25 protein-coding genes and 1 tRNA gene are annotated in these 25,537 nt (G+C 61.5%); 12 read left to right on the forward strand and 14 right to left on the reverse strand.

All coding sequences use genetic code 11. From position 1 onward, the window contains the following. Positions 1-70: 70 nt before the first annotated feature. The 7 genes from dnaG to BUB53_RS04170 form a co-directional block, all read right to left on the reverse strand. A complete protein-coding gene (dnaG, locus tag BUB53_RS04140; RefSeq protein WP_073033016.1) occupies positions 71-2,023 on the reverse strand; it encodes a DNA primase in 1,953 nt (650 codons plus the stop codon). Positions 2,024-2,063: 40 nt separating this feature from the next. Continuing rightward, positions 2,064-2,360, reverse strand: a complete 297-nt coding sequence (locus tag BUB53_RS04145; protein ID WP_073033018.1) for a hypothetical protein — start codon at positions 2,358-2,360, stop codon at positions 2,064-2,066. A gap of 109 nt (positions 2,361-2,469) precedes the next feature. Further along, on the reverse strand, positions 2,470-3,021 hold the full coding sequence (locus BUB53_RS04150) for a sarcosine oxidase subunit gamma (RefSeq protein ID WP_073033720.1): 552 nt from the start codon (positions 3,019-3,021) through the stop codon (positions 2,470-2,472). After that, on the reverse strand, positions 3,014-5,944 hold the full coding sequence (locus BUB53_RS04155) for a sarcosine oxidase subunit alpha family protein (RefSeq protein ID WP_073033020.1): 2,931 nt from the start codon (positions 5,942-5,944) through the stop codon (positions 3,014-3,016). Before BUB53_RS04155 ends, BUB53_RS04150 begins: the two co-directional genes overlap by 8 nt. After that, positions 5,941-6,213: a sarcosine oxidase subunit delta gene (locus BUB53_RS04160; protein ID WP_073033022.1), complete on the reverse strand. Its 273-nt coding sequence runs from the start codon at positions 6,211-6,213 to the stop codon at positions 5,941-5,943. The genes BUB53_RS04155 and BUB53_RS04160 overlap by 4 nt, the downstream gene beginning before the upstream one ends. A gap of 63 nt (positions 6,214-6,276) precedes the next feature. After that, the gene (locus BUB53_RS04165; protein WP_073033024.1) at positions 6,277-7,530 is read right to left on the reverse strand and encodes a sarcosine oxidase subunit beta family protein; all 1,254 of its coding nucleotides are present in this window, start codon (positions 7,528-7,530) and stop codon (positions 6,277-6,279) included. A 144-nt stretch (positions 7,531-7,674) separates the two neighbouring features. Then, positions 7,675-9,105, reverse strand: a complete 1,431-nt coding sequence (locus BUB53_RS04170) for a Glu/Leu/Phe/Val family dehydrogenase (RefSeq protein WP_073033033.1) — start codon at positions 9,103-9,105, stop codon at positions 7,675-7,677. 364 nt (positions 9,106-9,469) lie between these two features. Between BUB53_RS04170 and BUB53_RS04175 the strand changes: the two genes are divergently transcribed. From BUB53_RS04175 to BUB53_RS04185, 3 genes are read left to right on the forward strand one after another with little or no spacing between them, the layout of a single operon-like run. After that, positions 9,470-11,386, forward strand: coding sequence for a VWA domain-containing protein (locus BUB53_RS04175; protein ID WP_084728857.1), 1,917 nt, complete (start codon positions 9,470-9,472; stop codon positions 11,384-11,386). Then, positions 11,383-11,916 carry a TadE/TadG family type IV pilus assembly protein gene (locus BUB53_RS04180; protein WP_073033035.1) on the forward strand — a complete coding sequence of 178 codons (534 nt, stop codon included), beginning with the start codon at positions 11,383-11,385 and terminating at the stop codon, positions 11,914-11,916. The genes BUB53_RS04175 and BUB53_RS04180 overlap by 4 nt, the downstream gene beginning before the upstream one ends. 5 nt (positions 11,917-11,921) lie before the next feature. Continuing rightward, positions 11,922-12,488, forward strand: coding sequence for a TadE/TadG family type IV pilus assembly protein (locus BUB53_RS04185; RefSeq protein WP_073033037.1), 567 nt, complete (start codon positions 11,922-11,924; stop codon positions 12,486-12,488). Positions 12,489-12,506: 18 nt separating this feature from the next. Here BUB53_RS04185 and BUB53_RS04190 read toward each other — a convergent pair whose 3' ends face one another. Further along, positions 12,507-12,989 (reverse strand): hypothetical protein, encoded by a 483-nt coding sequence (locus BUB53_RS04190; protein ID WP_073033039.1) that lies wholly within the window; start codon positions 12,987-12,989, stop codon positions 12,507-12,509. Between the two features lie 171 nt (positions 12,990-13,160). Here BUB53_RS04190 and BUB53_RS04195 point away from each other — a divergent pair, with 171 nt between their 5' ends. Continuing rightward, positions 13,161-14,072 carry a pirin family protein gene (locus BUB53_RS04195; protein ID WP_073033041.1) on the forward strand — a complete coding sequence of 304 codons (912 nt, stop codon included), beginning with the start codon at positions 13,161-13,163 and terminating at the stop codon, positions 14,070-14,072. Positions 14,073-14,221: 149 nt separating this feature from the next. On the opposite strand, the gene BUB53_RS04200 is transcribed toward BUB53_RS04195, so the two are convergent. From BUB53_RS04200 to BUB53_RS04210, 3 genes are all read right to left on the reverse strand, one after another. Continuing rightward, positions 14,222-14,659 carry an HIT family protein gene (locus BUB53_RS04200; protein ID WP_073033043.1) on the reverse strand — a complete coding sequence of 146 codons (438 nt, stop codon included), beginning with the start codon at positions 14,657-14,659 and terminating at the stop codon, positions 14,222-14,224. Positions 14,660-14,744: 85 nt separating this feature from the next. Further along, positions 14,745-15,392, reverse strand: coding sequence for an imm11 family protein (locus tag BUB53_RS04205; protein WP_143163123.1), 648 nt, complete (start codon positions 15,390-15,392; stop codon positions 14,745-14,747). Between the two features lie 374 nt (positions 15,393-15,766). Further along, on the reverse strand, positions 15,767-16,354 hold the full coding sequence (locus BUB53_RS04210; RefSeq protein WP_073033047.1) for a TetR/AcrR family transcriptional regulator: 588 nt from the start codon (positions 16,352-16,354) through the stop codon (positions 15,767-15,769). A gap of 107 nt (positions 16,355-16,461) precedes the next feature. Between BUB53_RS04210 and BUB53_RS04215 the strand changes: the two genes are divergently transcribed. The 6 genes from BUB53_RS04215 to BUB53_RS04240 all read left to right on the forward strand — a co-directional run bounded on the left by BUB53_RS04215 (position 16,462) and on the right by BUB53_RS04240 (position 21,511). After that, positions 16,462-16,752, forward strand: a complete 291-nt coding sequence (locus BUB53_RS04215; RefSeq protein WP_073033049.1) for a hypothetical protein — start codon at positions 16,462-16,464, stop codon at positions 16,750-16,752. Positions 16,753-16,847: 95 nt separating this feature from the next. Beyond that, positions 16,848-18,134 carry a homoserine dehydrogenase gene (locus tag BUB53_RS04220; RefSeq protein ID WP_073033051.1) on the forward strand — a complete coding sequence of 429 codons (1,287 nt, stop codon included), beginning with the start codon at positions 16,848-16,850 and terminating at the stop codon, positions 18,132-18,134. A 77-nt stretch (positions 18,135-18,211) separates the two neighbouring features. Further along, a complete protein-coding gene (glpX, locus tag BUB53_RS04225; protein WP_073033053.1) occupies positions 18,212-19,177 on the forward strand; it encodes a class II fructose-bisphosphatase in 966 nt (321 codons plus the stop codon). A 12-nt stretch (positions 19,178-19,189) separates the two neighbouring features. Further along, the gene (recJ, locus tag BUB53_RS04230; RefSeq protein ID WP_143163124.1) at positions 19,190-20,941 is read left to right on the forward strand and encodes a single-stranded-DNA-specific exonuclease RecJ; all 1,752 of its coding nucleotides are present in this window, start codon (positions 19,190-19,192) and stop codon (positions 20,939-20,941) included. A gap of 134 nt (positions 20,942-21,075) precedes the next feature. Next, positions 21,076-21,150, forward strand: a tRNA-Glu gene (locus BUB53_RS04235). Between the two features lie 160 nt (positions 21,151-21,310). Next, positions 21,311-21,511 (forward strand): hypothetical protein, encoded by a 201-nt coding sequence (locus tag BUB53_RS04240; protein ID WP_073033055.1) that lies wholly within the window; start codon positions 21,311-21,313, stop codon positions 21,509-21,511. A 171-nt stretch (positions 21,512-21,682) separates the two neighbouring features. Here the strand turns inward: BUB53_RS04240 and BUB53_RS22220 are convergent, their stop codons facing one another. Then, positions 21,683-22,792, reverse strand: coding sequence for an SEC-C domain-containing protein (locus BUB53_RS22220; RefSeq protein ID WP_084728861.1), 1,110 nt, complete (start codon positions 22,790-22,792; stop codon positions 21,683-21,685). Between the two features lie 147 nt (positions 22,793-22,939). After that, entirely contained in the window at positions 22,940-23,485 is a 546-nt protein-coding gene (locus BUB53_RS04245) for a helix-turn-helix domain-containing protein (protein ID WP_073033057.1), read from the reverse strand. 52 nt (positions 23,486-23,537) lie between these two features. On the opposite strand from BUB53_RS04245, the gene BUB53_RS04250 reads away from it, so the two are divergent. Beyond that, positions 23,538-24,008 carry a hypothetical protein gene (locus BUB53_RS04250; protein WP_143163125.1) on the forward strand — a complete coding sequence of 157 codons (471 nt, stop codon included), beginning with the start codon at positions 23,538-23,540 and terminating at the stop codon, positions 24,006-24,008. A gap of 385 nt (positions 24,009-24,393) precedes the next feature. Here BUB53_RS04250 and BUB53_RS04255 read toward each other — a convergent pair whose 3' ends face one another. Further along, the gene (locus BUB53_RS04255) at positions 24,394-25,089 is read right to left on the reverse strand and encodes an IS1595 family transposase (RefSeq protein WP_073033061.1); all 696 of its coding nucleotides are present in this window, start codon (positions 25,087-25,089) and stop codon (positions 24,394-24,396) included. Positions 25,090-25,254: 165 nt separating this feature from the next. On the opposite strand from BUB53_RS04255, the gene BUB53_RS04260 reads away from it, so the two are divergent. Then, positions 25,255-25,515 (forward strand): hypothetical protein, encoded by a 261-nt coding sequence (locus BUB53_RS04260; protein WP_073033062.1) that lies wholly within the window; start codon positions 25,255-25,257, stop codon positions 25,513-25,515. Positions 25,516-25,537: the final 22 nt, after the last annotated feature.

The raw sequence follows: 25,537 nt of genomic DNA on the forward strand, positions 1-25,537 counted from the left end.
AATACCGTCACAAAGTGATTCGCAAACCCGTTTACCCTGTTTTCTTTACCTATTCCTCACCAAACCGCAATCAACGCGTACGCTTGGTGTAACTGATCTTCTCCAAAAGTGCATCGAACTGCTCGCGCTCATCGCGATTGATTCGCGCTCCGTTCTCGGCAAGATCGTATTCAACACGGTCCTCGGTCTGGTTGCGCAGGGCGCGCTGGCGTTCCTCGGCAGCCTGCCCCAAACGCCATGTCACCGCCTCGTCGGCCAGACCGGCCAGATCCTCGGCCGCTTCACTCACTTCGGCACTCAATCCGCGCTCGGACGACAATTTGGCCAGTTCCGCAGCAATCGTCAAACGCGCCATCTCGGCATTGCCCGGGTGGCGTACGGGCGGCGCCAGCGCGACATGGGGCAGCCGCAGCAGGTTTTCAAGGGCCTCGGGGCCCATTGCCGCCTCGATCTGGGCGTGCAGTGTCTCGGCCCCCGCAACGGCATGGTGCAGGATCAACTCGCGCAAACGGTCATGCTCGGGGTCCGAGCAGACCATCACTTCAAGCGCGCTCTCGAATTCTTCGAACACCTCGGGCGTGCAGATCAACGAGGCCAGGATCGCCGCCTCGCGCAGACGCGTCTGCGCCGCCTCGTCCGCCGCCACCAGAAGCGAGGATTTGGTCGAAGGCATAGCCGTCGGGATCGGCTGCCACTTGCCCGCGCGTGCCCGCGTTCCGGGCTTGAAGCTATCCCGCCGCGGGTTGAACAACTGCCAGCGCAAATCCTTGATCGCCTGCCCGTAATGGCTGCGGATCGACGGATCGCGGATCAGCTTGATCTTTTCGCGCAGGGCCTTGTCCAGCGCCGCGCGCCGCTCGGGGCTGTCGAACACCCGGCCTTCGGTTTCGCGCTGCCACAGCAGTTGCACCATGGGCAACGCGCCATCCAACACCGCCTGCACCGCCGGGGCACCCTTGGCGCGCAACAGGTCGTCCGGGTCCTGCCCCTCGGGCATGATGGCAAACCGCAGCGATTTGCCGGCCTCCAGCAGCGGCAGCGCAAGGTCGATCACCCGATGCGCCGCACGCAGGCCCGCCGTGTCGCCGTCCAGTGCGATGATCGGCTCGTCGGCGATACGCCACATCATCTGCAACTGATGTTCCGTCACCGCCGTGCCAAGCGGCGCAACCGAGGCCCCGAATCCCGCCAGAGCCAGCGCGATCACGTCCATGTACCCCTCGGCCACGATCAGCGGCTGACCCTTGCCCGCCGCCTCGCGCGCGGGGCCGTGATGATAAAGCGTGCGGGATTTGTCGAACAGCTCGGTCTCGGGCGAGTTCAGGTATTTCGCATTGTCGTTCGGGTCCATCGCGCGGCCACCGAAGGCGATGCAGCGCCCGCGCGGATCGCGGATGGGAAACATGATGCGGTTGCGGAACGTATCATAGGGCCGCCCGCCCTTCTGGCTGGGCTTGGCCAACCCACAGGCCAGGATCAGATCGTCCTCGACCCCTTTGCCCTTCAGATGGTCCCACATGCCCTGCCACGCATCGGGGGCGAAACCGATCTCGAACCGCTCAAGGGCCGCCTCGTCCAGCCCCCGGCCTGCCAGATACTCGCGCGCGGCAGCCCCCGCGCCGGTTTTCAATTGCAGACGGAAATGACCCACGGCCATATCCATGACTTCGGCCAGTTGGGTGCGTCGGTCGGCCTTTTGCTGCGCCTGCGGATCGCGTTCGGGCATGGGCATGCCCGCCTCCTGCGCCAGAATGCGCACGGCCTCCATGAAATCCACATTTTCGGTTTCCCGCACAAAGCTGATCGCATCGCCCTTGGCGTGACATCCGAAGCAGTAATAATACCCCTTGCGGTCATCGACGTGGAAACTGGCGGTCTTTTCGTGATGGAACGGGCACGGCGCCCACAGATCGCCCTTGCCCTGATTGGATTTGCGCGTGTCCCACATGACCTTGCGGCCCACCACTTGGGCAAGCGAGGTACGCGTCCGCAGTTCGTCCAGAAATCCAGGGGGCAGGCTCATGTCTCAGTATATGGGCAAAGCCCAGCCTTTGAGCAAGGGACTACTGCGCCAGACATTGCTCTTTGTAGGATACTTCCACCTCATCGCTCAGAAGTTCCTCAGGCAGGGTGTAAACCCAATCCACGATGGGCTGCACCGCAGGCCTGTACCGCGCGTCGGCATCGCCGATCGTGCCGGTAACGGCCTTGACGGTGGCCTCCGCCGCCGCCCCGTCAGCACGGGACGTCACGGCCTTGCCGACAATATCGGCAGTCTTTTCGCACATGGCTTCCTTGTCCTGCGCCGCAACTGGCATGGCCATGAGCAAAGCGGCGGCAAAAGCGGCAAGACGTGTCATAAAATCCTCGAATCCGTATCACTTGATCCCTCAAGGTAATGCAGTGATCCGAAATTGAAAGGGCCGGACGCGGGGAATGCACCGCCCGGCTTCCCATCCAACACATATCCTATCGACCGGCACGGGCCGCCACGCTCTCCATCACGTCGCGCAGGTCATGCACCAGCGTGCGCGCCATGCCGCGGAACACCATGATCTCGAAAGCGTCTGCGGACAGCCGGGTGATCGCGGCCTGCATATGCCGCAACTCGCTGCGCGCCGTGGCGCCCGGCGCAAACGCACTCTCCCGCAAGTCGACCGGCACCAGCCGCGCCAGCACATCCACCGCCCCCGGCCCCTCCAGCCGCACGACGGCCCAGGCATCGGAGTGATCGACCACCGCCGCATGCTGCGCCAATTCCGGCGCAGGCTCCGGCCCGATCAGCAACAGCGTCTCGCGCCCAAACCACAGGATACGCACCCCATCCGACACGGTGCTGTGCCCCGGCGCAGGGGCCGCGATGCCACAGGCAACCTCCAACGCCCCGGACAGCGCCGCCGCCTGCCCCTTGTACGGCATCAGGCAGGTCATCGCGCCCGGCGCGGCTTCGGACAGGGTGACACCGCCGATGCTCAGCGGCAGCAGGCCGTCACACGGGGATTTCGCCCTCAGTTCAATCACGCAACCGCCCTCCGTCCGGGTCATACTGCACCGGGTCCTGCACCTCGCACAGGGTTTGCGACCCCTTCATGCGGTCCACCATGCGGATCACCTCGCCATGCCGGGCGCGCCCGTTTTTCAGAAACCCCAGCCCGATCATATGCCCGAAGGTCGGCGAAAACCCGACCGAGGTGACATAACCCTGATCGTTGGCGCTGACCGCCTCGGCGTCGCGCGCAAACAGATGCGCCCCGGCCACCAGTTCCCTGACCGCTCCGACGGGTTTCAGCCCCACCAGTTGCTCGCGCTCCGCGCCCAGCAATCCGGGGCGCGCGGCGGCGGCCTTGCCGATACTCTCCCTGGCACTGCTCACCATTCCGCCCATCCCGATATCGAACGCCGTGGTGCGCCCGTGAATTTCGGCATGGGTGATGAACCCTTTTTCCAGCCGCAACACGTTCAGCGCCTCCATCCCGTAAGGGCCGCCCCCCAAAGCCTCGGCCCGCTCCACCAGCAGGTCGAACAGCGCCGCGCCGTAACGCGCCGGCACCGCAATCTCATAGCCCTGCTCGCCCGAGAACGAGATACGAAACAGCCGCCCGGCAACACCGCCAAGGCCCACCGCCCCGCATGACATGAACGGCCACATCCCGCCCTCAATCGGCGCATCCAGCACCCCGTTCAGCACCTCGCGCGCCCTGGGCCCGGCCACCGCGAACTGCGCCCATTGCTCGGTGACCGAAGTGAAGCGCAGATCCCATTCCGGGTGCAGGCACTGATGCACGAACTCCAGATGCCGCATCACCTGCCCCGCCGCCGCGGTGGTGGTGGTCATCAGGAAATGATCCTCGCCAAGTCGCGCAGTGGTGCCGTCATCCATCACATGCCCGTCCTCGCGCAACATCAGCCCATAGCGCACCCGCCCGACCTTGAGCGTCGAAAACCGGTTGGCATAGACGAAATCCAGAAAACGCCCGGCATCCGGCCCCTGTATGTCGATCTTGCCAAGGGTCGAGACATCCGCCACCCCGACCGCCTGCCGCACCATCCGAACCTCGCGATCGCAGGACTGCCGCCAATGGGTTTCGCCCCCGGCCGGAAAATAGCCGGGCCGAAACCACAGCCCGGCTTCGATCATCTCCGCGCCGCGCTGTACGCTGGCCCCGTGCGAGGTGGTCAGCCGCTCCGGCGCAAAGCCACGCCCCCGCCCACCCGCACCAAGCGCGGCAATCGCCACCGGCGTATAGGGCGGGCGATAGGTGGTCGTGCCGGTTTCCGGGATACCCTGCCCAGTGGTGTCGGCCAGCACCGCCAAAGCTCCGATATTCGAGGTCTTGCCCTGATCCGGGGCCATGCCTTGCGTGGTGTAGCGCTTCATGTGCTCGACCGAGCGGAAGTTTTCGGCCGCCGCCAACTGCACATCCTTGACCGTCACGTCATTCTGGAAATCCAGCCACGCACGCCCCTTGCCCGGCACATGCCACAGCGGCTGAATGTCATAGGCCCCGTCCTCGGCACGCGGCACCGGAACCTCCGGCACGCTCAGGCCCATTTCCTCCAATGCCGCCCGCGCGGCCCGCGCACCGCTCTCCAGACAAGCCTGCGTCGAGAACACGCCATTGCACGCCCCGGCGGCGCGCAACCCCGGCACCGCACCCTCGCGCGGGACGAAGCCGGCGATTTGTGCGTTCCAGTCGGGCCGCCCGCCCATATGACAGGTCAAATGCACCGTCGGGTTCCAGCCGCCCGAGATGCCCAGACAATCCGCTTGTATCCTGTCCGTACCGCGCGGCCCGGTCAGCGTGATCGCCTCCAGCCCCTTGCGCCCCTGGGCGTCGCACACCTGCATTCCGGGATAGAACGGCACGTCGAACTCGCACTTGGCCCCGTGCCGCGCGTCAATCAGCGCGGCCACATGCACCCCCGCCGCCAGTAGGTCAGACGCCGTGCGATGCGCACCGTCGGTATTGCCGAACACCGCCACACGCTGGCCCGGTGCCACTCGCCAGCGATTGACATAGCCCCGCACGGCCCCCGCCGTCATGATACCGGGCCGGTCGTTATTGGCGAATGCCACAGGACGCTCCAGCGCGCCCGCCGCCAGCACCGCGCGCCGCGCCACGATCCGCCAGAAACACTCGCGCGGAGCACCGTCCCGTGCCGCCACATCGGGGGCCAGCCGCTCCAACGCGCCATAGGTGCCCTGATCGTAGGCCCCGATCACGCTGGTGCGCGGCATCAGGCGCACATTGTCCATCCCGGCCAGCTCCGCCCGGATATCCGCGGCCCAGACATGCCCCGGACGCCCGTCCACCTCGATCCGCTCCAGCGTCAGCCGCCCGCCGGGGCGCGTCTCCTCGTCGGCCAGGATCACGTCCGCCCCGGCGCGCGCCGCCACCAGTGCGGCCATCAGCCCGGCAGGCCCCGCCCCAATCACCAGAAGATCGCAATGCGCAAAGGCCTTTTCGTACCGCTCCGCCGCCGCCTCGCGCGACAGCGCGCCCAACCCGGCGGCGCGGCGGATCACCGGCTCGTAAACACGTTCCCAGAAGGCCCGGGGCCACATGAAGGTCTTGTAATAAAACCCCGCCCCCAGAAACGGCGCGGCAAGGTCATTGATGCCCATCACGTCGAAATCGACCGACGGCCACGCGTTCTGGCTGCGCGCCTCCAGCCCCTCGTACAGTTCCAGCGTGGTCGCGCGCAGGTTGGGTTCCTGCCCCGGCCCCTTGCCCACGGTGACAAGCGCGTTCGGCTCTTCGCTGCCGGTCGTGAACACGCCGCGCGGACGGTGATACTTGAACGAGCGCCCCACCACGCGCAACCCGTTGGCCATCAGCGCCGAGGCCAGCGTGTCGCCCTGAAATCCCCAGTATTCGCGCCCGTCGAAGCGGAATTTCAGCCGCCGCTCGCGGTTGATCAGGCCCTCGCCGCCGATCCTCATGCGCCCGTCCTCTTGGCATCCGTGGCCAGTTCGACCTCCAACACCTCATGGGTGGCCGTGTTGCGCATCACCACCAGCCACGCACCGCAGCCCATTTCGTGATGCCACAGGTCACGGGTCACGCCACACGGGTTTTCGCGATTGTGAATATAATCGTCCCACGCCGCCTCCCCGGCCTCCGGTTCGGGCCGGGTCAGGGCCACCGCCGCGCCCTGATAATAGAATTCGCGCCGGTCCCGCTCACCGCATAGCGGACAGGTGATCCTCATTGCGCCCTCCCCGGCTTTGTCTCGGTCAAAATACTCATATCCCGCCCTCTCGGACCTGCGCCGTCAGTGCAGGCTGTGCTGGCTGCCGGTGCCTTCTTCGTCCATCAGCCCCCGGCCCGTGCGGAACCGGTCCAGCCGGAACCGCGCCGCCGGGCCGTGGTGGCGATCCGTCGCCACCAGATGCGCCATGGAAAAGCCCGAGCCCGGCACCGCCTTGAACCCGCCATAGCACCAACCGCAATTCAGATAGAGCCCGCCGATCCCCGAATGGTCGATGATGGGCGAGCCATCCGGCGTCATGTCCATGATCCCGCCCCAGCTGCGCAGGACCTTCGCCTTGCCGATCATCGGCATCAGGGCCATGCCGGCCTCCATGACATGCTCGACCAAAGGCAGGTTCCCGCGCGCCGCGTACGAGGCATACATATCCAGATCGCCCCCGAACACCAGCCCGCCCTTGTCCGACTGACTGATATAGAAATGCCCCATGCCAAAGCTCACCACATGGTCGACCACCGGCTTCAGCCCCTCGGTGACGAACGCCTGCAAGACATGGCTTTCGATCGGCAGGCGCATCCCCGCCATCGCCGCCACCTGGCTCGATCGCCCGGCCACGATCACCGCGACCTTCTTTGCCCGGATCGCGCCGCGGCTGGTCTGCACCCCGGTCACGCGCCCGCCCTCGATGTCGATCCCCGTCACCTCGCAATTCTGGATCAGGTCGACGCCCCGGTCGCTGGCGCCGCGCGCATAGCCCCAGGCCACCGCGTCATGACGCGCCGTGCCCGCGCGCCTCTGCAGAATGCCGCCATGTATCGGAAACCGCGCCTGTTCATAGTCGAGATAGGGCAGGATCTTCTTCAACTGCGGCACGTCCAGCAACTCGGCATCGTCGCCCTGATTGCGGATCGCGTTGCCCCGCCGGATCGCCGCATCGCGCTGCGCATCGGAATGAAACAGCCCGATCTGCCCGCGCTGGCTGTGCATCACGTTATAGTTCAGGTCCGCCTCCAGCCCCTCCCACAGTTTCAGGGAATGGCTGTAGAACTCCGAATTGCCGGGCAGGAAGTAATTGGCGCGCACGATGGTGGTGTTGCGCCCCACGTTCCCGCCGCCCAGATATCCCTTTTCCAGAACGGCGACATTGGTGATCCCGTGTTCCCGCGCCAGGTAATAGGCCGTGGACAGCCCATGCCCGCCGCCGCCGATGATCACCACGTCATAGGCATCCCCGGGCTCTGCATCGCGCCATTGCGCCTGCCAGCCCTTGTTTCCGCTCAAGCCTTCCCTGAGAACGCGCAGACCTGAAAACCGCATCACCCACTCCCTGATCCTTCCCTGGAACTGAACCAAGAGCCCACTCAAAACGCAATGATCAAAACGGCGAATGGCCGGGGCAACGCCCCGGCCATTTCAGTATCGGATGACAAGATGTGCGCGCCGCGGCGCGCCAGCCTGACGCTACAGCCCGAGCGCGCGATAGCTGGCCGCAACCTTCTCGATCGACACCAGATAGGCCGCGGTACGCAGGTCGTCGCAATCCTCGCGCGAGTGCCAGATCTCGCGCATGGACTGGTAGGCCGTGCGCATCGTGTCGTCCAGCCCCGAACGCACCAGTTCCAGCTCACCCGCGCCGCGCAGGTATCTCTCCTTGAAATTGGGCGACATGGTCCAGGCATCGCCCAGATGATCGTCCAGCTTTTCCAGTTCGCGCACGATCAGTTCATGGCGTGCCTCTTCCTGGCGGCGGCCCATGCGGCCAAAGCGGATATGGCTCAGGTTCTTGACCCATTCGAAATACGATACCGTCACACCGCCCGCGTTGGCATACATGTCGGGGATGATCACAATCCCCTTGTTGCGCAGAATCTCATCTGCTCCGGCGGTCACCGGCCCGTTCGCCGCCTCGATGATCAGCGGGGCCTTGATGTTGTCGGCATTGCCAAGGTTGATCACCCCTTCCAGCGCGGCCGGGATCAGGATATCGCACTCTTCCTCCAGATATTTCGATCCGTCCCGGATGAACTGCCCGGACGGATATCCATCGACCCCGCCATGTTTGGCGATCCATTTGTGCAGTTCTTCGATATTCAGACCTTCGGGATCATAAAGGCCACCATCCCGTTCGATCACCGCGATGATTTTGCAACCGTCTTCTTCGCTCAGGAACTTGGCGGCGTGATACCCCACGTTGCCAAGGCCCTGTACGATCACACGCTTGCCATCGAGCGACCCGCTCAGACCGGCAACCTTGATATCCTCGGGGTGGCGGAAAAATTCACGCAGGGCATATTGCACGCCCCGGCCCGTGGCCTCGGTCCGGCCCTGAATGCCGCCCGCGTTCACCGGCTTGCCGGTCACGCAGGCCCGCGCGTTGATATCGGTGGTGTTCATGCGCCGGTACTGATCGGCGATCCATGCCATTTCACGTTCGCCCGTCCCCATATCGGGGGCCGGCACGTTCTGACTGGGGTGGATCAGGTCGCGCTTGGCCAGTTCATAGGCGAACCGGCGGGTAATCCGTTCAAGTTCGTACTCGTCCCATTCGCGCGGGTCCACGCACAAACCGCCCTTCGAGCCGCCAAACGGCGCCTCCACCAGTGCGCATTTGTAGGTCATCAGCGCGGCCAGAGCCTCGACCTCGTCCTGATTGACCTCGGTGGCGTAGCGGATACCGCCCTTGACCGGCTCCATATGTTCCGAATGAACACTGCGGTAGCCCACGAATGTATGCATCTCGCCGCGCAGGCGCACACCGAACCGCACCGTGTATGTCGCGTTGCAGACCCTGATCTTTTCCTCCATGCCGGGCGGCAGATCCATCAGCGCCACCGCGCGGTTGAACATCAGGTCCACGCTTTCGCGAAAGGTCGGTTCTTTAATGGCTGACATCACGGGTCTCCCTTATACCTCCGGAGTGTCTCCGGCCGCTGCGATCAATACACCGCAATCGTGGGAACATGGTTAATGCCTGCGACAATTTTGTCCACCCATACCGCCTGAAACTTGTGCAATTCGTTTTCACCCCCCAAAATCACCTTGACAACCATGACGCGAACTGTTGGTTTACCCCTGCCGGACCACAGCATTGTCGGAACTTCGCGAACAATGATCGGGACTCGGCAAGATTGCGTAAAATCTCCGTATAAACAATGCATTAGAGGCGGTTTTTCGCCTTATTTTCGCCATATAATTCATTAATACAGCCTGCCTCGGAGTCCGTTACAGGGGATGTTTTCCCCCGAAAGGTGTGAGCATGACAGGTTCGGCTAAGACGCATTTCAAACGTGCAATGATCGCTTCATGGAGCGCGCTGAAATTTCCCGAAAAATTCAATGCACGGGCCCGTGCGTTCGCCTCCGAAGACTCCGGCGCGATGGTCATTCTCGCGCTCTTCTTCTTTGTCATAATGCTGGCCGCTGCGGGCCTTGGTATCGACACGATGCGCCACGAAATGCAGCGCACGCACATTCAGGCGACGCTGGACAGCGCCGTGCTTGCGGGTGCGGGCGCTCCGGCCGGAGCGACAAATGAGGATATCAAGAACATCGTCGAAGATTACTTCGACGCCGCCGGATTGCAGGAATACCTGCACGAGATCGACCCCGACAAGGATATCGACGCCGGCATCAACAGCAAACGCGTGACGGCCTCCGCCTCGATGACGATGAACACGTTGCTGATGAAACTGTCGGGGATCGACACGCTGAACGCAGGGGGCGTCTCCACAGCCGCCATCGCATCGCCCAAGATGGAAATCGTTCTGGCGCTCGACGTGTCGGGCTCGATGGCCGGCACCCGCCTGACAAAACTGAAGGAAGCTGCCAAGGAATTCGTCAGCGACGTCCTGAACAAGTCGGACGAAGGCTCCACCACCATTTCCATCGTTCCCTACAGCTGGAACGTCACCCCGCCAAAGGAAATATTCGACGTGCTTGCAGTCGACAAGCAGCATGGCTACTCAACCTGTCTGGACTTCACCGACGATGAATTCAACAGTTCCTCGATCGACCCCGATCGCGCCTATGCCCAGACGATTTTCACCTCGGTCTATGGCGATTTCGGCGAGGTCGGCAATGGCAACGTGGAATACGGCAGCTCGAGCGCCTATAACCGCACGTGCTTTACCGACGACTATTTCCGCATCCTGCCTTACGCAAGCACCTATGCCCCGCTGGCGGCGAAGATCGACTCGCTCAAGGCCGCAGGCAGTACCTCGGCGGACATGGGCATGAAATGGGCCTCCGCGTTGATCGACCCGGCATTCCGCCCGGTGGTCGCCGACCTTCAGAAAGACCGCGCAGGAACCGACGAATACGGCAATCCCATCATCTACAACATCGTCAACCCCGATATCAACGACCTGCCCGCGCTCTACACGACGGGTCAGGTGCGCAAGATCATCATCCTGATGGGCGATGGCGCAAACGACTGGTCCTATCATCTGAATGACCCCAATGACCTGATCGACCCGGACGTGCCCAAGCATCACACCTGGAACGACTACCGCGGGCCGAACTCAAACCTCTATTTCGTCAAATACAACGAAAAGAAATTCGAACGCGCCAAACTGGTGGACCGGTACGACAGGATCCTCGAGTATTCGACCCGCGAGTCCGATTGCGGCACCGATGAATACGAGCGGAGCGGCTGGTGGGGCGGACAGACCTATGTCGGCACCTGGGAGTGTGACTACACCCGCGGCAGCGAAGAGTTGACCGGATACTACATCTACACGCCCAGAAAATCCAAAGACTACTACGAACCGGAGAACAACAACTATTACTCGAGCCTCGACGATCTTTACCCCTACATCATCGAACAAACTTCCCTGAAGTGGGAAGAAGCCTGGGGTATGATGTCACCGGATTACTATCGCCGTGTCAGCGGCGACAGCACCCCCGACGACCAGTTCTCGCGCTATGGCTCGGGCAGCATCAGCCCGTCCGACAAGGACAGCCGCATGAGCTCGATCTGTGCCGCGACCAAGGAAAAGGACAATGTCCTGATCTTCACCATCGCCTTTGAGATGGGCACTCAGAGCAGTGCCGCGGGCAAGCTCAGGAACTGCGCCTCGGAAGAAGACTATCACTATAACGCCAACACGGTGAACATCAAACAGGCCTTCGGCTCCATCGCCGCCAATGTCCAGAAGCTGAGGCTCACCCAGTGATCCGTTTCCTTCGCAGCAGGCTTGCGCGGTTCAGGCGCGACGACGAGGGCAACGCCTCGGTCGAGTTCGTGATCATCGTCCCTGTGTTCATCGCACTGCTGGTGTTTTCGATCGAACTCAGCCTGATCACGTTGCGCCACGCGCTTCTGGAACGCGGCCTCGATCTGACCGTGCGGCAAATCCGGCTGGGCTACGCCATCCCGCCCGATCACCCCACGATCAAGAACATGGTTTGCGATTTTTCCAGGCTGGGCGGAAACTGCAAGGAAAACCTGCGGCTTGAAATGAAGCCCGTGGACATCCGCGCCTATGCCAGCCTCGATCCGGTTCCCGATTGCACCGACGCCGCGGAACCGACCAGGCCCGTGCGAAAATTCGATCCCGGCCAGACCAACCAGCTCATGCTGTTGCGCGCCTGCCTGAAATACAGCCCGCTCATGCCCGAAGCGACGCTCGGCAGGGCATTGAAAAAAGACAGCAGCGGGCAGGCCGCCGTGGTGTCTATGGCCGCTTTCGTACAAGAGCCATGAGTAAAATGCCGATGTTCATTCACCTGAAAAATTATCTCGCCCGCTTTCGCGACGCCACCCACGGCACCGTGACCGTCGAGGCCGTGATCATCGTCCCGATCCTGTTCTGGGCCGTCGCGGCGACCTCCGAATTTTTCGAGATGTACCGCTACAAGAGCATCCGCGAAAAGGCGAGCTATACGGTCGTCGACATGATCTCGCGCGAACAAAGCAGCCTGACGCCGACCTATATCGACAACACCAAGACCCTGTTCGACGATTTCACCAACAGCACCACCCAGGACCAGATCCGCATATCGGTCATCATCTATAACAAGGACGATGACGAATACGCCATCGTCTGGTCACAGGTCCGCGGCACCGGGCCACTCAAGGAACTGACCACCGACGAGATCAGGACCAGGCACGACATCCTGCCGATCATGGGCAATGGCGAACACCTGATTCAGGTCGAATCCTATTCCAAATACCATCCTGCGCTGGCTGTCGGTTTTGACAAGGATATCGGCGTCGAGACCCGTGTTTTCACCAGCCCACGCTTCGCCGAACAGGTCAAATGCATCGGCTGCTGAGCCGATCGTCCCCCGGCCTCAGCGGTCTTCCAATATCAACGCCGACAGGATTTCGGCCATCGCCTTGGCCTGGTGGCCCGGCGTGACACCGCCCACCCCCACCCGGCGGCCCATGCGCCACCACAGGCCCGGCTCCCACCGCCTGCGCCCCGTGTCCGCCCCTGCCCGCAGGCGCAGCATGAACCCGTTTGACGGCTTGAAGGCGAACGCCCCGCGTTCGACCGCCTCCACATCGGCGACCCGCGCCAGCACCTCGCCCGACGAGCTGCGCACCTCACTGCGCGTCAGTTCCAGCCGGTGCGCCGTCGCCCGGCGCATCCTCTCCGCCAGCCACAGCGCCCCGATGCCCAGAACCAGCAGGAACGCCATCCATACCGGGTTTTCCGGCGGGCGCGCCAGCGCCACGTAAACCGCGACCACCCCCAGAACCAGTATCGCGCCCAGCCCCAGCACCCGCCGCGGGGCCGAGGCGGAAATCACCGCCAGCACCTCATCGCTCATCGTCGTCTCCTTTTGCAGGCCGCTTACCCCGAAACCGGAACCGATGCGAGAAAAAGCCGTCACCGACCCGCCATTTCACATTTCCGCACAGCCCCGGTTCGCCCCGCCACAGCCCTCCCTGTTGCGAACCCGGCGCCAGACGTTACCTGATAAAGTGAAAGGAGATGCGCCATGTCCATCAGACCCACGCTTGAAACCCGCCTCGCCCAACCCACGACGGAAGGTGCAGGCGTTCACCTGCACCGGGCTTTCGGCTTCCACCACCCGTCGGAACTGGACCCGTTCCTGTTGTTCGACGATTTCCGCAACGACGACCCGGCGAAGTTCGAACAGGGATTCCCGTGGCACCCCCATCGCGGGATCGAAACCATCACCTATGTCCTGTCCGGCACCGTCGATCACGGCGACAGCCTTGGCAACAGCGGCACATTGGGGGCGGGCGATGTGCAATGGATGACCGCCGGGTCGGGCATCCTGCATCAGGAAATGCCCAAGGGAAACGCACAGGGCCAGATGCACGGCTTCCAACTCTGGGCCAACCTGCCCTCGGCGCACAAGATGACCGCGCCGCGCTATCAGGATGTCAAATCCGGCGACATCCCCGAGATCACCGATGACGACGGCACCACCGTGCGCGTGATCGTGGGCGATTTCTGGGGCAGGCGCGGCCCCGTGGACGGGATCGCCGCCGATCCGCAATACCTGGATATCAGCGTGCCGCCGGGCGTGAAAAAGACCTTCCGGGTCGATACCTACCGCCGCGCCTTCGCCTATGTGTTCGAAGGGGCCGGCGCCTTTGCCGATGCCAGCCAGCCCTCGGGCGTGCTGCTGGAAAAGGAGGTCATGGGCGAAGAGGTCAACATCCGCGACATGTCCGGCAACCGCACGCTGATCCGCTTCGGCACCGGCGACGAGGTAACGGTGCAGGCCGGGGAACAGGGCATCCGTTTCCTTCTGATCTCGGGCGCGCCCATTCAGGAACCCGTCGCATGGCACGGCCCCATCGTGATGAACACGACCGAGGAGTTGCAACAGGCCATGCGCGAGTTGCGCAACGGCACCTTCATCAAGCCCGCGCACTGACGAAGGTCTTCCCGTAAGGGAAAAGAAGCAACGGCAGGTTCGCGCCCGCCCTGGGGGGCGGGGTCGGGCGCGAACCGGATCGCAAGCGATCCGGGGATGGGATATATCCGAGCTATGTTATGCTCTTCAGGACCACAGGCCCTGCCCGTTCACTCCGCTCCGAACGCCGCCTGCAAATCCCGCGCGATTTCGGCCATCCGCTCATCCGCCAGTTGCGGCGGCAGGGAATATCCTTCGGGCCCGTCTTTCAGATATATCTGCGACGATACATCGTGCACATGATGCATCGGCACCACATGTGCATGGGCGTGCGGCACATGAATGCCGGTATAGAACATCGACACCCTCTCGACCCCGTAAAGCGCCTTCATCCGCCGCGCCAGCACCTGCGCGCAGGTGGTGATCCGCGTCGCCAGATCTTCGGGCAAATCCTCGAACCAGACATGATGCGCCTTGGGAATGACCAGCGCATGCCCCGCACGAATGGGGTGCAGGTCCAGAAAGGCCATGATGTGCTCGTCCTCGTACACCCGATGGGCGGGCAACTCACCCTTGGCGATCCGGCAAAACAGGCAGTCATCGGTCATGGCGGCAGGTCCTTTGCTGGCGATATCGGCACCATCACCGCCCCGCCGGAGAAAGGCAAGTGTGGTGATACGAGCGGGTACCCTGTTACTCCACTGTGCATATTTTACCAGATGCCCAGCCCAACATCCTGTGGGCGCGATAAAATCGCCAGAATTCCATCGAACAGGCGTATCTACTCATAAAGCGGCCCCGCATGATCCCGGTCGTGTAGCGCCACACATGCCGTCCCTGCACCTTATCTCCATGAAATGCGCAAGGTTCATCCGGGTCCGAAGGCACCCCTCCTCCCCAACACCAGTTGTCGTCCCTTCTGCGCGACCAGGGTTTGCCTTGGGCGTCGTATCTGAACACTGTGCCTTCGAAATCCAGACAGTCCACGGGTGGGGGCGGCAACAGCAGCCAGTGCAGGCCGTGTTCGGTTGTTCCGTTCTCCGGTTTTTCCGTCAGGATGCGAACCGGGAAAAACCGATGCACGCCGGGTTCGTGCGTTTCCAGAAACTCCCGCAGGATCGGCGCCAGAACGAACGGCCCCGTCGACATGCCTATCACCTCGGGAACCTTGCCCTTGGCCAACTTGCGGATCAGCAGAGCCTGACCCTCGGGGAACTCCTCGGGCGTGGCACGTCCCAACTGAAGACTTGTATGTAGCTCAAGAGGCATTTCCGGCAGCCAGGTCATTCCGACTGAACTACCGTCATTGACATTTACGGAAATCAGGTGCGCATAGTTCATCGGTCTCGATACGGGCATGTCCGGTCCTTACAAAGTCCATGGGCGAGCCACATCCGCGCCCTGCGAACACCTGAGCGCTGAGACCGTTCCAAAGATACAATCACGACAAAAACTATCGGAATAGAGTCTGGGGGCAACAGCAATCCGACCAAGTCACAACGATAAGGTTTTCCGGTACGTTACGGGCCATGCCGCGAAATGCGTTTCGCGTTTCGTACGAAACCCGCGTCCATTTCGTACGTTTCGACCTGCGCGCGCCCCGTTACCCCCGGTGTTTCGGTGTCCCGCACCGACGCGATACCGACGTCATACCGACATGATACCGAACCGGAATATCTTTGCGGGTCAGTCTGTTAACCGCGATTCGCCCAAAATCAGGCCGACACCGCCTTGCGCACCATGCTCCAGTAGATCTGTTCGACCTCCGGCAGGCTCAACCGCCCTTCCTCGCGATACCATGTATTGACCCCCGTCAGCATCGCGATCACCGCCATCGCCGCGATCTTCGGATCGGCCACATCAAAGACCCCGGCGGCCACGCCACGGCGCAGGATCGCTTCCAACTGGTTTTCGTACCTGCGCCTAAGCCCTTCGATTACCTCGAAATTTTCCGGCGTCAGGTTGCGCAACTCCATATAGGACACGAACACCGCTTCGGGCCGGTCATGGTGAAACCGGATATGAAACCGGGTGAATTGCTCCAGTGCCATCTGCGGAGTCTCGGGCACGGATTGAGCCGCCCACGCCCGCAGCAGATCGTCCATATGCCCTTTCATCAGGTCGAACAGAAGGCTCTGCTTGTCGGGCGTGTAATTATACAGCGCCCCCGCCTGCACCCCCACTTCACCGGCGATTTGTCTCATGGAAACAGCAGCATAACCGTTTTCAGCAAACAGCCGCAGCGCCGCCTCCCGCACACGCGGGCCGGTGATATCGGAATGTGATCCCTGGGTTCTGGCCATGATCCCAGAATTATCTGAACACCCGTTCAAATCAAAGCCCCCGCTTGCCCTTGAGGGCCAAACAGTGGCAAGAGGGAAACAACACCACGCTCCGAGGTTCCCCGCCGATGCGCTCCGATGCCCTTGTTTTCCTGGCCCTGACAGCGGTTTTCGCAACCGGATGCACTCAATTCCCCGCGCTTGAGGACACCGTCAGCGAAGAGGCCCGCAACGCCCCCTACATGACTCTGGAGCCCGTCGAAACCCTGCGCGCCGGTGTTCCCGGGAACAGGATCGAAGACACCGACACCGCCACGATGGAAGCCCGCATCGCTCGCCTGCGCACCCGTGCCGCCCGCCTCAGCGGCAGCGTGGTCGACAGCCAAACACGCTCCCGCATGTCCCGAGGCGTTGAATAACAACGCATTTCGCGCAAAACCCGCGTTGCAAGGCACTGTCGAACCCGTTACATCGCGCTTCGATAGCCGCCGACATGTGACGATTGGAGACCGACATGACAGACCCTCTGCGCCTTGGTATCGCCGGACTCGGCACTGTCGGAACCGGCGTCGTCAAGATCGTCCGCCAAAAGGCGGAACTGCTGGCCGCCCGCGCCGGACGCCCGGTTGCCATTACCGCCGTGTCCGCCCGCACCCGCGACAAGGATCGCGGCGTCAACCTGTCCGACTACGCATGGGAAGACGACCCCGTTGCACTGGCCACACGCGATGACGTGGACGTGTTCGTGGAACTGATGGGCGGCAGCGACGGACCCGCCAAGGCCGCAACCGAAGCCGCCATCGCCGCAGGCAAGGACGTGGTCACGGCCAACAAGGCCATGCTGGCGCATCACGGCCAAGCCCTTGCAAAAGCAGCAGAATCCGCCGGAAGCGTCTTGCGGTTCGAAGCCGCTGTGGCGGGTGGCATCCCGGTCATCAAGGCCCTGACCGAAGGGCTGGCCGGCAACGACATCACCCGCGTGATGGGCGTGATGAACGGCACCTGCAACTATATCCTGACCCGGATGCAGGCCACCGGACAGGGCTATAACGCCCTGTTCGAAGAGGCCGACAAGCTGGGCTATCTCGAAGCCGACCCCAATCTCGACGTGGGCGGTATCGACGCCGGGCACAAGCTGGCGCTTCTGTCTTCGATCGCCTTCGGTACGCAGGTGAATTTCGACGCCGTGGAACTGGAGGGCATCCAGTCCGTCACGCTGGAGGATATCAGCCACGCCGCCGACATGGGGTATCGCATCAAACTGCTGGGCGTCGCACAACTGACCGGGCGCGGGCTGGAACAGCGCATGTCGCCCTGTCTCGTCCCCGCCAGCAGCCCCCTTGGCCAGCTCGAAGGCGGCACCAACATGGTGGTTCTCGAAGGCGATATGGTCGAACAGATCGTGCTGCGCGGCCCCGGCGCGGGAGAAGGCCCAACCGCAAGTGCGGTAATGGCGGATGTGATGGACATCGCCCGCGGCATTCGCCTGTCCACGTTCGGCCAGCCCGCAACAGAACTTCAACAGGCGAAACCGGCGCGTGCAGCCACACCGGCCCCCTATTACCTGCGCATGTCGCTCGAAGACAAACCCGGTGCCCTGGCTAAGGTCGCCACCGTTCTGGGCGAAGCAGGCATCTCGATCAACCGGATGCGCCAGTATCGCCATGACGACACGACCGCACCGGTGCTGATCGTGACCCATAAAACCACCCGCACCGCACTCGACGGTGCGCTGGATGCAATGACAAAACTGGATGTGATCGCCTCGGCCCCCGTCGCCCTGCGGATCGAAACGGTTTGAACCCGCACTTGTGCCACACCGGTCCTGCCGCTAATGCTTGGCAGGCTTGAAAAGAACGAAAACACCAAGGAATTGCCATGACAGCCCCTGCCGATTTCAACGACCGCATGCTTTCTCTGGGCCTTGCCCGTGTATCCGAGGCAGCCGCCCTGGCCTGCGCCGACCTGATCGGTCGCGGCGACGAGAAAGCCGCCGACCAGGCGGCGGTGAACGCCATGCGCGAACAACTGAACATGCTGGCGATCAAGGGCGTCGTCGTCATCGGCGAAGGTGAACGCGACGAAGCGCCCATGCTGTATATCGGCGAAGAGGTCGGCACCGGCGACGGCCCCGGCGTGGATATCGCGCTCGATCCTCTGGAAGGCACGACGCTGACCGCCAAGGCCATGCCCAATGCGCTGACCGTCATCGCCATGGCCCCGCGCGGCACGCTGCTGCACGCGCCGGATGTTTACATGGACAAGCTGGCCATCGGGCCGGGTTACCCCAAGGATGTCGTCTCGCTCGACATGAGCCCGCGTGAGCGGGTCGAGGCACTGGCCAAGGCCAAGGGCTGCAAACCCTCCGACATCACGGTCTGCATTCTGGAACGTCCCCGCCATGAGGAGATGATTGCCGATGTGCGTGCGACCGGCGCCGCGATCTACATGATCTCGGACGGTGACGTAGCCGGTGTCATGCACTGTGCAGAGCCGGATCTGACCGGCATCGACATGTATATGGGTGCAGGCGGTGCCCCCGAGGGCGTTCTGGGCGCCAGCGCGCTGAAATGCATGGGCGGGCAGATGTGGGGCCGGTTGCTGTTCCGCAACGACGACGAAAAGGGACGCGCCGCCAAGGCGGGGATCACCGATCTGGATCGTGTCTATTCGCGCGATGAAATGGTGACCGCCGACGTTATCATCGCGGCAACAGGCGTGACCAACGGTTCGGTCGTGTCGGGTATCAAGCAGCGCGACACCTATGTGGAAACAGAAACCGTTCTGATGCGCTCGAAAACCGGATCGCTGCGCCGCATGATCTACCGCAACCCCATTCGCTGAGATCACGGGGCGGTGGTGGACGCCTATCTGGGGATCACCCAATCGCTGAGCGGTCGGCGCTGGATCGGCCCCGGCCCGGAGGTCGAGCGCCTGGCCGAGGCAATGGCCCAGTCCACCGCCCTGCCCCGTCCGCTGTGCCAGACACTGGCGCGGCTTGGCGTTCCCGAGGCCGAGGCGGAAACCTATCTCGCTCCGCAATTGCGCGACCTTTTGCCCGACCCGCACAGCCTGAAAGACATGGAAGTTGCGGCAACGCGTTTTCTGCAAGCCGCAACCACCCGGCAAAAGATAGCGATCTTTGCCGATTACGATGTGGATGGCGGCAGTTCGGCAGCGCTGCTGATCGACTGGCTGCGCCAGATGGGGCTGCAAGCCACACTGTATATTCCCGATCGCATTGACGAAGGGTACGGCCCCAACGAACCGGCCATGGCCGATCTGGCGGCCCGGCACGACCTGATCGTCTGCGTCGATTGCGGCACGCTCAGCCACGATGCCATCGCCGCCGCAAAGGGGGCGGACGTGATTGTTCTCGATCACCACCTGGGCGGCGAAACCCTGCCCGAGGCGCTGGCCGTGGTAAACCCCAATCGGCAAGACGAATCCGGCGATCTGGCGCATCTCTGCGCCGCCGCGGTGGTGTTCCTTATGCTGGTCGAGGCGGGCCGCCAGTTGCGCGAGGCCGGGCAGAAAGGCCCCGACCTGATGGCGATGCTGGATCTTGTCGCGCTGGCCACCGTGGCGGATGTCGCGCCGCTCAAGGGGGTCAACCGCGCCTTCGTGCGACAGGGCCTGCGGATCATGGCACACCGGGATCGTCCGGGCCTTGTCGCACTCGGCGACATCGCGCGTCTGGATACTGCACCGACGGCCTATCATCTCGGGTTTGTTCTGGGGCCGCGCATCAATGCCGGCGGACGGATTGGCAAGGCTGATCTGGGCGCCCGCCTGCTGGCCACCCGCGACCCGTCCGAGGCCCGTGCACTGGCTGAAAAACTGGATCAGCTCAACACCGACCGGCGCGAGGTCGAAGCCGCCGTGCGCGCCGCCGCACTGGAACAGGCCGAGGCACGCGGGCTGGAGGCCCCGCTGGTCTGGGCCGCAGGCGAAGGCTGGCATCCCGGTGTTGTGGGGATCGTCGCCTCGCGCCTCAAGGAACTGACCAACCGCCCCGCCATCGTGATCGGGCTGGACGGGGACGAGGGCAAGGGGTCGGGCCGGTCGGTCTCGGGCGTCGATCTGGGGGCTTCGATCCAACGGCTGGCGGCCGAAGGGCTCTTGATCAAAGGGGGCGGGCACCGCATGGCCGCGGGCCTGACCGTGGCGCGCGACCAACTGGACGCGGCGATGGAGCGGCTCTCAATATTGCTGAAACGTCAGGGGGCAGGCAGCACCGGCCCCGCCGACCTGCGAGTGGATGGGGTCCTGATGCCGGGCGCAGCCAGCGTCGATCTGGTCGAACAGATCGACAGCGCAGGCCCCTTCGGCGCAGGTGCGCCGGGGCCGCGCTATGTCTTTCCCGACATGAGCATCGGATTTGCCAAACGGGTGGGTGACTCGCACCTGAAACTGCGCTTTGGCGACGGGCTGTCCGGCCAGATCGACGCCATCGCCTTCGGCGCGTTCGACGGCCCGCTCGGACCCGCTCTGGAAAATCACGGCGGGGCGCGATTCCATTTGGCCGGTCGGCTGGACATCAACAGTTGGGGCGGCCGTCAAACCGTACAACTGCGCCTCGAAGACGCTGCTCCGGCCACGAGCTGAGCCCTGCAAATTCCATGTTTACAAGGGGTTTGCGAAACGGCCCTGATTAAAAGATCGCGGACATGCACTTTTTTGCAAAATGCCTCTTGCGTCGGGGCCGGGTTTTTTCTAGGTAACGCCTCACGCCACGGCATGGCCCGTTCGTCTATCGGTTAGGACGCCAGGTTTTCAACCTGGAAAGAGGGGTTCGATTCCCCTACGGGCTGCCACGTTACCCAGACAAGTAATTGAATTTACAGGGTAAACCGAGGCACCCTCAGATCGTCCCACCACTTTTCCCACCATCGGGAAAAAGTCTGTCTCCAATCTCGAACTTATCGCCCTTGGCTCGGAATGGTCCGAGTCAGCATCAAATCGAGAGGGAACGACATGAAGACGATTAACGACTGCCAGACGGATGCAACCATGCTGGCCGGGCTGCTGGAAGGTATCTCCAAAATGAACGATGATCCCGACATGGCCAACGCTGTTGCTGCAATGGCGTGGATCGCCCATGAAAGGGCGCAAGACTTGGTCCTCAATCTGGAAAAGCTGGAACAGCAGGACAGATCGCCCAAGGTTGTAGCGTAGGCCAAGGGGGGGCGGTGCCGGTCGATCAGACCCCCGCCCCCTATCGCGCTATATATGAGGCCCGATTAGGGGGGGTGGGGGCAAAATTCGCGCGCCGGAAAAGGTATAGTCCACCAGCGCTCGCGCGGCATTTCAATTTGAACGCCTTCTGAAATTTTCATTTCTAAATAACTATTGTCGAAATAATCTCGAGCATGCCGGTAATTGAAAATCTACCCCCAAACGTACGGGGGAAGATGGAACGCCACCCATACTATCCAACCCGTCACTTGCTAACTCGAGTAACTGTTCTCTCTGCTCTTTACCCAAGCCCTCAAACCAATCCGGGTTGAAGAATATATTTTCTATGTGCTTCACCACTAGTTGCAAGAATGCTGAAGCCTGCTGATCAGCTGGAAGTTCCGCTATTTGCCCTGCAATGACTTTACCAGGAGCGTTTTCAATGTTCCGCCACGAAATACAAAGCATTGCACTATTGTCACCAGCAAATGAAGAGACGAATATCTGTTCAAGTAGCGGATCTAAATACCCGTCCTGAAGCACATTTCCGTTAAAGTCTGTAAATGGTGACCAGGCACCTGCACACATGAATGGCAATGGTGCATCAAACTCCAAAATGAGTGAACCAATTATATCAGGTTGATTGTTGACGAGCGCAGATGTCAGCCATTTATGTGTGGCACTCGCGTCGCGACGGGCAGCTTCATTTCCAGTGTTGATATCGTCAAGCATCCTCTGGAAAATTACCTGTTCAATATGATGCTTTCCTTTGTCGCCTCCGCGAAGTGTCTCACGTAGATGCGCAGCAGCATCCTTCCCATAGAGTTCCCGACTAATTGTCCGATACGCTATTGCTAGGCATTGATTTGGTTGACCGACAAAAGGCTCGTTTTCAATGCAGGAGAATAATTCACGGTCATGCTTGCTGCAAAAGCCATGAAATACTGAAGCGTCTTTGATGCCGATCCTATTTATGGAAAGTTTACCAGCATTTTTGCTCAAGTCCTTGATGCTTGCAGTGTAGTGCAGCACATGACCGTTTACGGCAATCTTTGCCAAATTTGGACGGCGCGAAACCGTGTGAGCTTTGACCACAGGGCCCTCACAAGGCCCCAAGCCTGCATCGCATGCCAGACAACGCTTTCGGGAAAATGCTTTCTTGTTTTGGTCCACCGCAACCCAAGGGTTGTCTCTCTGCTGATTTTCTCGATCCCAATGGCATTTTTTTTGTTTCTTGCCAGAACCACACCAACAGAGTTTGTTGCGGTCTCTTCCCTTCATCTATCAATACCCATTCGTTTAATATGGCCCAATCTGAAATCCCGGAACCGTGAAGTACGAAGTGCGGCCAATAGAACAAATCGCGGCAGCTGAATACTTTAAATTGTACGCCACCTGACAACCCAAACCTACAGAAAATCATGCATTCTAGCCCGAGGAATAAATCTTCGGCTTGGGCCCAACCTTCGGACGTTCTGACTCCGGTCCGGCGCGCCACTCTGCTTCGATCTCAAACCGACGCCTTCGGTGTTTCAGCTTCGACCGCGTGTCGGCAATTGTTCGAAGGCCAAGGGCTGTCATTGGGCCTGGACGCAATACCACTTCGTACCCAAGCGCCTGGGCCCACTCGATGGCTGTTTGAGCGTTTGGCAGCCGTCGGCTGTCGTCCTTCTCGAACTTGGCAAGGTGGTCTTGCGCGATACCCCCAATTTCCTCGGTTTCCTTGATCGTCAGGCCCAACTGTTCCCGCCTGTGGCGCAGGTGGCCGCGCAGATCGTCAAAGGTCTCTACGGGTATGTCCCGGTGGTCCCTGTGCCCGTCTGGGTCAACCGCGGGGATATCACCGCCCGGTTTCAGAGTGGCGCATTGCTGGCACCCGTGCGCGGGGCATCTGCCGGTTACGGCCTCTTCGGAGGCGCTTTCAATGTGCCAGCCTGCCGCCTGAACCGTTCTCAAAAACTTGGCGTCAATCACTTTGGCCCCTCCTGTGCATGTGCCGGCGCCTCTGGGCGCGTATCTTGGGCGCATGGCAGATATTCATCCACTCCCCGCCCGATCGAAGCGCATTTCAGCAAAGGTTCGTGCCTGTGTGCATGCACGGGTCCGTGACGGCCTGTCCATTGCCGACGCGGCAAAGGCCGGTGGCATGTCCGCGAACGGCTTCCACAAGGCACTACAGCGGCCAGAGGTGAAGGAATACCAGCAGGAAGTGCAGCACAAGTTCGTGCTGGAAAGCGAAAGCAGCAGGGCGTTTTACAAAGCCCGAGCCTTCGAAGTTGCGCTCGATTTGATGAAGAACGCCCAGTCGGAAACAGTCCGCGCCCGAATGGTGGAATTCCTCGCCGGTGACGGCAAGGCGCCGCAAGTGGCGGTGCATGTCGATGCCCGCACCGTCAGCGGCGAATACGCTTTCGTCAGACCCGGCGGCAAAGTGGTCGAGATCCAAGACCCGAGCGAAACCGCCGAGGACGAAACGCCCGAACACAACACGCAGTAAGGCACCACGCCAGAGGCGCACAGGCGGAGCCTGCCGCACCCCAAACCCATACAAACACCCTTAGACCGCACTCAGCGTTCATATTTCGGACTGCACGGGGCAAATACCTGCAACATGCCCGCAGGAAACCCCGCATTGCAGCCGCTTTTGTTGGGCGTTCCAGAAAAGCCGATACCCTGCAAAACAAGGGAAAGGGCGTTTTAAAGTGGGAGCGGGAAAGGGGAAAAGGTGGAGTTCTTCACGCGCGGGAGCCACGGAAAACCCCTTTCATCGGCCAATCGGATATCTGTTTCAGGGCAAATGGACGCCTGATCTGTAATACAACGGCGTATTACATGGGCCGGTTTGTATTACATCAAGTATATACCGTAGGGTCTACCACAGCTCAGCGTCTGAGAGGTTTCATTCTGGACGATTTGAGGAGGATCTTGTAGAGGTCCTGATCGCGTGTATTGAATCGGAATTCGGTTTCCTTGAGGAAGGTGGGGAAGCTGGATCGTCGCAAGCCGTTGAACTTGGCATGGCGGCGCTTTGCGTAGCTCCAGAAGCTCTCGATGCCGTTGATGTGGACCCCGTTCTCAGCATAGACAGGATGCTCCCGATCCCAGTATTTGTTGATCCTGTGGTGGCGGGTGAAGCCGGCCTCGACCAGGCCGTCATAGGAGCGGAAACCATCGGTGACGACCTCGGCCGACAGCTCCACGCGCCCCTCGATGATCGCCAGGAGCGTTGCTTTCGAACAGTTTTTCACGATCTGGCAATGCACCCGGCCGCCACGCTCGAGAATGCCGAACACAGGCACCTTGCGCGGGTTGCCCCGCCCGCGATGGCCGCGTGTGCGGATCGGGCCGAAATAGCTTTCGTCCAGTTCGACCTGGCCTCGGAACGGACAATCCGCCTCGGCCAGCGCCGCCATGCGCAGGCGCAACAGGCGATAGAGTGCAAGGACGGTGTTGTGGTGAAGACCCGTCAGAACGGCGGCCTTGTCGGCGGTGATATCGAGCGCGAACAGGCGCAACAAATCGCGGAATTTGCGCTCCGAAATTCTCCCCCGAAACAGATATCGGTTTTTCTGAGCCATGAGAGCACCTTAGCATACTCTCAGAACACCTCAGATGTGGTAGACCCATACCGTATATACCGAGGGCCGGTTGCAAGAGGCGGCAGTATATACCCAGTTTGTTGACAGACTTGCCCGGCGGACCCGACTATTGAGGAGCGACCTTTTCAAATTGGAGGGCAAGCTATGTGGATAGCAGCGCTTATTGTTGCGATCATTTTCTATTATGTTCTGGCGATCTTTACGAAACAGTGGGGAAAGCAATTCATTGTCGCTGCGGTCTTGGGCTTGATCGTTGCAGCGTTCAGGTATTCATCGCACTTGGATATGTCACAAAGCATTGGCTTTGCACCTGCTTCACCGAAGCATTTTCGCAGTCCGAATTGTCTTTGCAAATCTGATCTTCGCCGCAATCGGCATGTTTCTGATGAAAAGAACGAAAGCTGATATATAGATTGGCTGATAGCGC

Source organism: Roseovarius pacificus, from assembly GCF_900142665.1.
In the GTDB taxonomy this organism is placed as follows: domain Bacteria; phylum Pseudomonadota; class Alphaproteobacteria; order Rhodobacterales; family Rhodobacteraceae; genus Roseovarius; species Roseovarius pacificus.

Coding starts and splice junctions, on each gene's coding strand:
- BUB53_RS22220 (WP_084728861.1), bottom strand. CDS start 22,792: ATGAAGGGAAGAGACCGCAACAAACTCTGTTGGTGTGGTTCTGGCAAG.
- BUB53_RS04255 (WP_073033061.1), bottom strand. CDS start 25,089: ATGGCTCAGAAAAACCGATATCTGTTTCGGGGGAGAATTTCGGAGCGC.
- BUB53_RS04210 (WP_073033047.1), bottom strand. CDS start 16,354: ATGGCCAGAACCCAGGGATCACATTCCGATATCACCGGCCCGCGTGTG.
- BUB53_RS04200 (WP_073033043.1), bottom strand. CDS start 14,659: ATGACCGATGACTGCCTGTTTTGCCGGATCGCCAAGGGTGAGTTGCCC.
- BUB53_RS04215 (WP_073033049.1), top strand. CDS start 16,462: ATGCGCTCCGATGCCCTTGTTTTCCTGGCCCTGACAGCGGTTTTCGCA.
- glpX (WP_073033053.1), top strand. CDS start 18,212: ATGACAGCCCCTGCCGATTTCAACGACCGCATGCTTTCTCTGGGCCTT.
- BUB53_RS04170 (WP_073033033.1), bottom strand. CDS start 9,105: ATGTCAGCCATTAAAGAACCGACCTTTCGCGAAAGCGTGGACCTGATG.
- BUB53_RS04160 (WP_073033022.1), bottom strand. CDS start 6,213: ATGAGGATCACCTGTCCGCTATGCGGTGAGCGGGACCGGCGCGAATTC.
- dnaG (WP_073033016.1), bottom strand. CDS start 2,023: ATGAGCCTGCCCCCTGGATTTCTGGACGAACTGCGGACGCGTACCTCG.
- BUB53_RS04250 (WP_143163125.1), top strand. CDS start 23,538: ATGGCAGATATTCATCCACTCCCCGCCCGATCGAAGCGCATTTCAGCA.
- BUB53_RS04260 (WP_073033062.1), top strand. CDS start 25,255: ATGTGGATAGCAGCGCTTATTGTTGCGATCATTTTCTATTATGTTCTG.
- BUB53_RS04175 (WP_084728857.1), top strand. CDS start 9,470: ATGACAGGTTCGGCTAAGACGCATTTCAAACGTGCAATGATCGCTTCA.
- BUB53_RS04155 (WP_073033020.1), bottom strand. CDS start 5,944: ATGAGGATCGGCGGCGAGGGCCTGATCAACCGCGAGCGGCGGCTGAAA.
- BUB53_RS04190 (WP_073033039.1), bottom strand. CDS start 12,989: ATGAGCGATGAGGTGCTGGCGGTGATTTCCGCCTCGGCCCCGCGGCGG.
- BUB53_RS04145 (WP_073033018.1), bottom strand. CDS start 2,360: ATGACACGTCTTGCCGCTTTTGCCGCCGCTTTGCTCATGGCCATGCCA.
- BUB53_RS04165 (WP_073033024.1), bottom strand. CDS start 7,530: ATGCGGTTTTCAGGTCTGCGCGTTCTCAGGGAAGGCTTGAGCGGAAAC.
- BUB53_RS04205 (WP_143163123.1), bottom strand. CDS start 15,392: ATGAACTATGCGCACCTGATTTCCGTAAATGTCAATGACGGTAGTTCA.
- BUB53_RS04185 (WP_073033037.1), top strand. CDS start 11,922: ATGCCGATGTTCATTCACCTGAAAAATTATCTCGCCCGCTTTCGCGAC.
- BUB53_RS04220 (WP_073033051.1), top strand. CDS start 16,848: ATGACAGACCCTCTGCGCCTTGGTATCGCCGGACTCGGCACTGTCGGA.
- BUB53_RS04195 (WP_073033041.1), top strand. CDS start 13,161: ATGTCCATCAGACCCACGCTTGAAACCCGCCTCGCCCAACCCACGACG.
- BUB53_RS04240 (WP_073033055.1), top strand. CDS start 21,311: ATGAAGACGATTAACGACTGCCAGACGGATGCAACCATGCTGGCCGGG.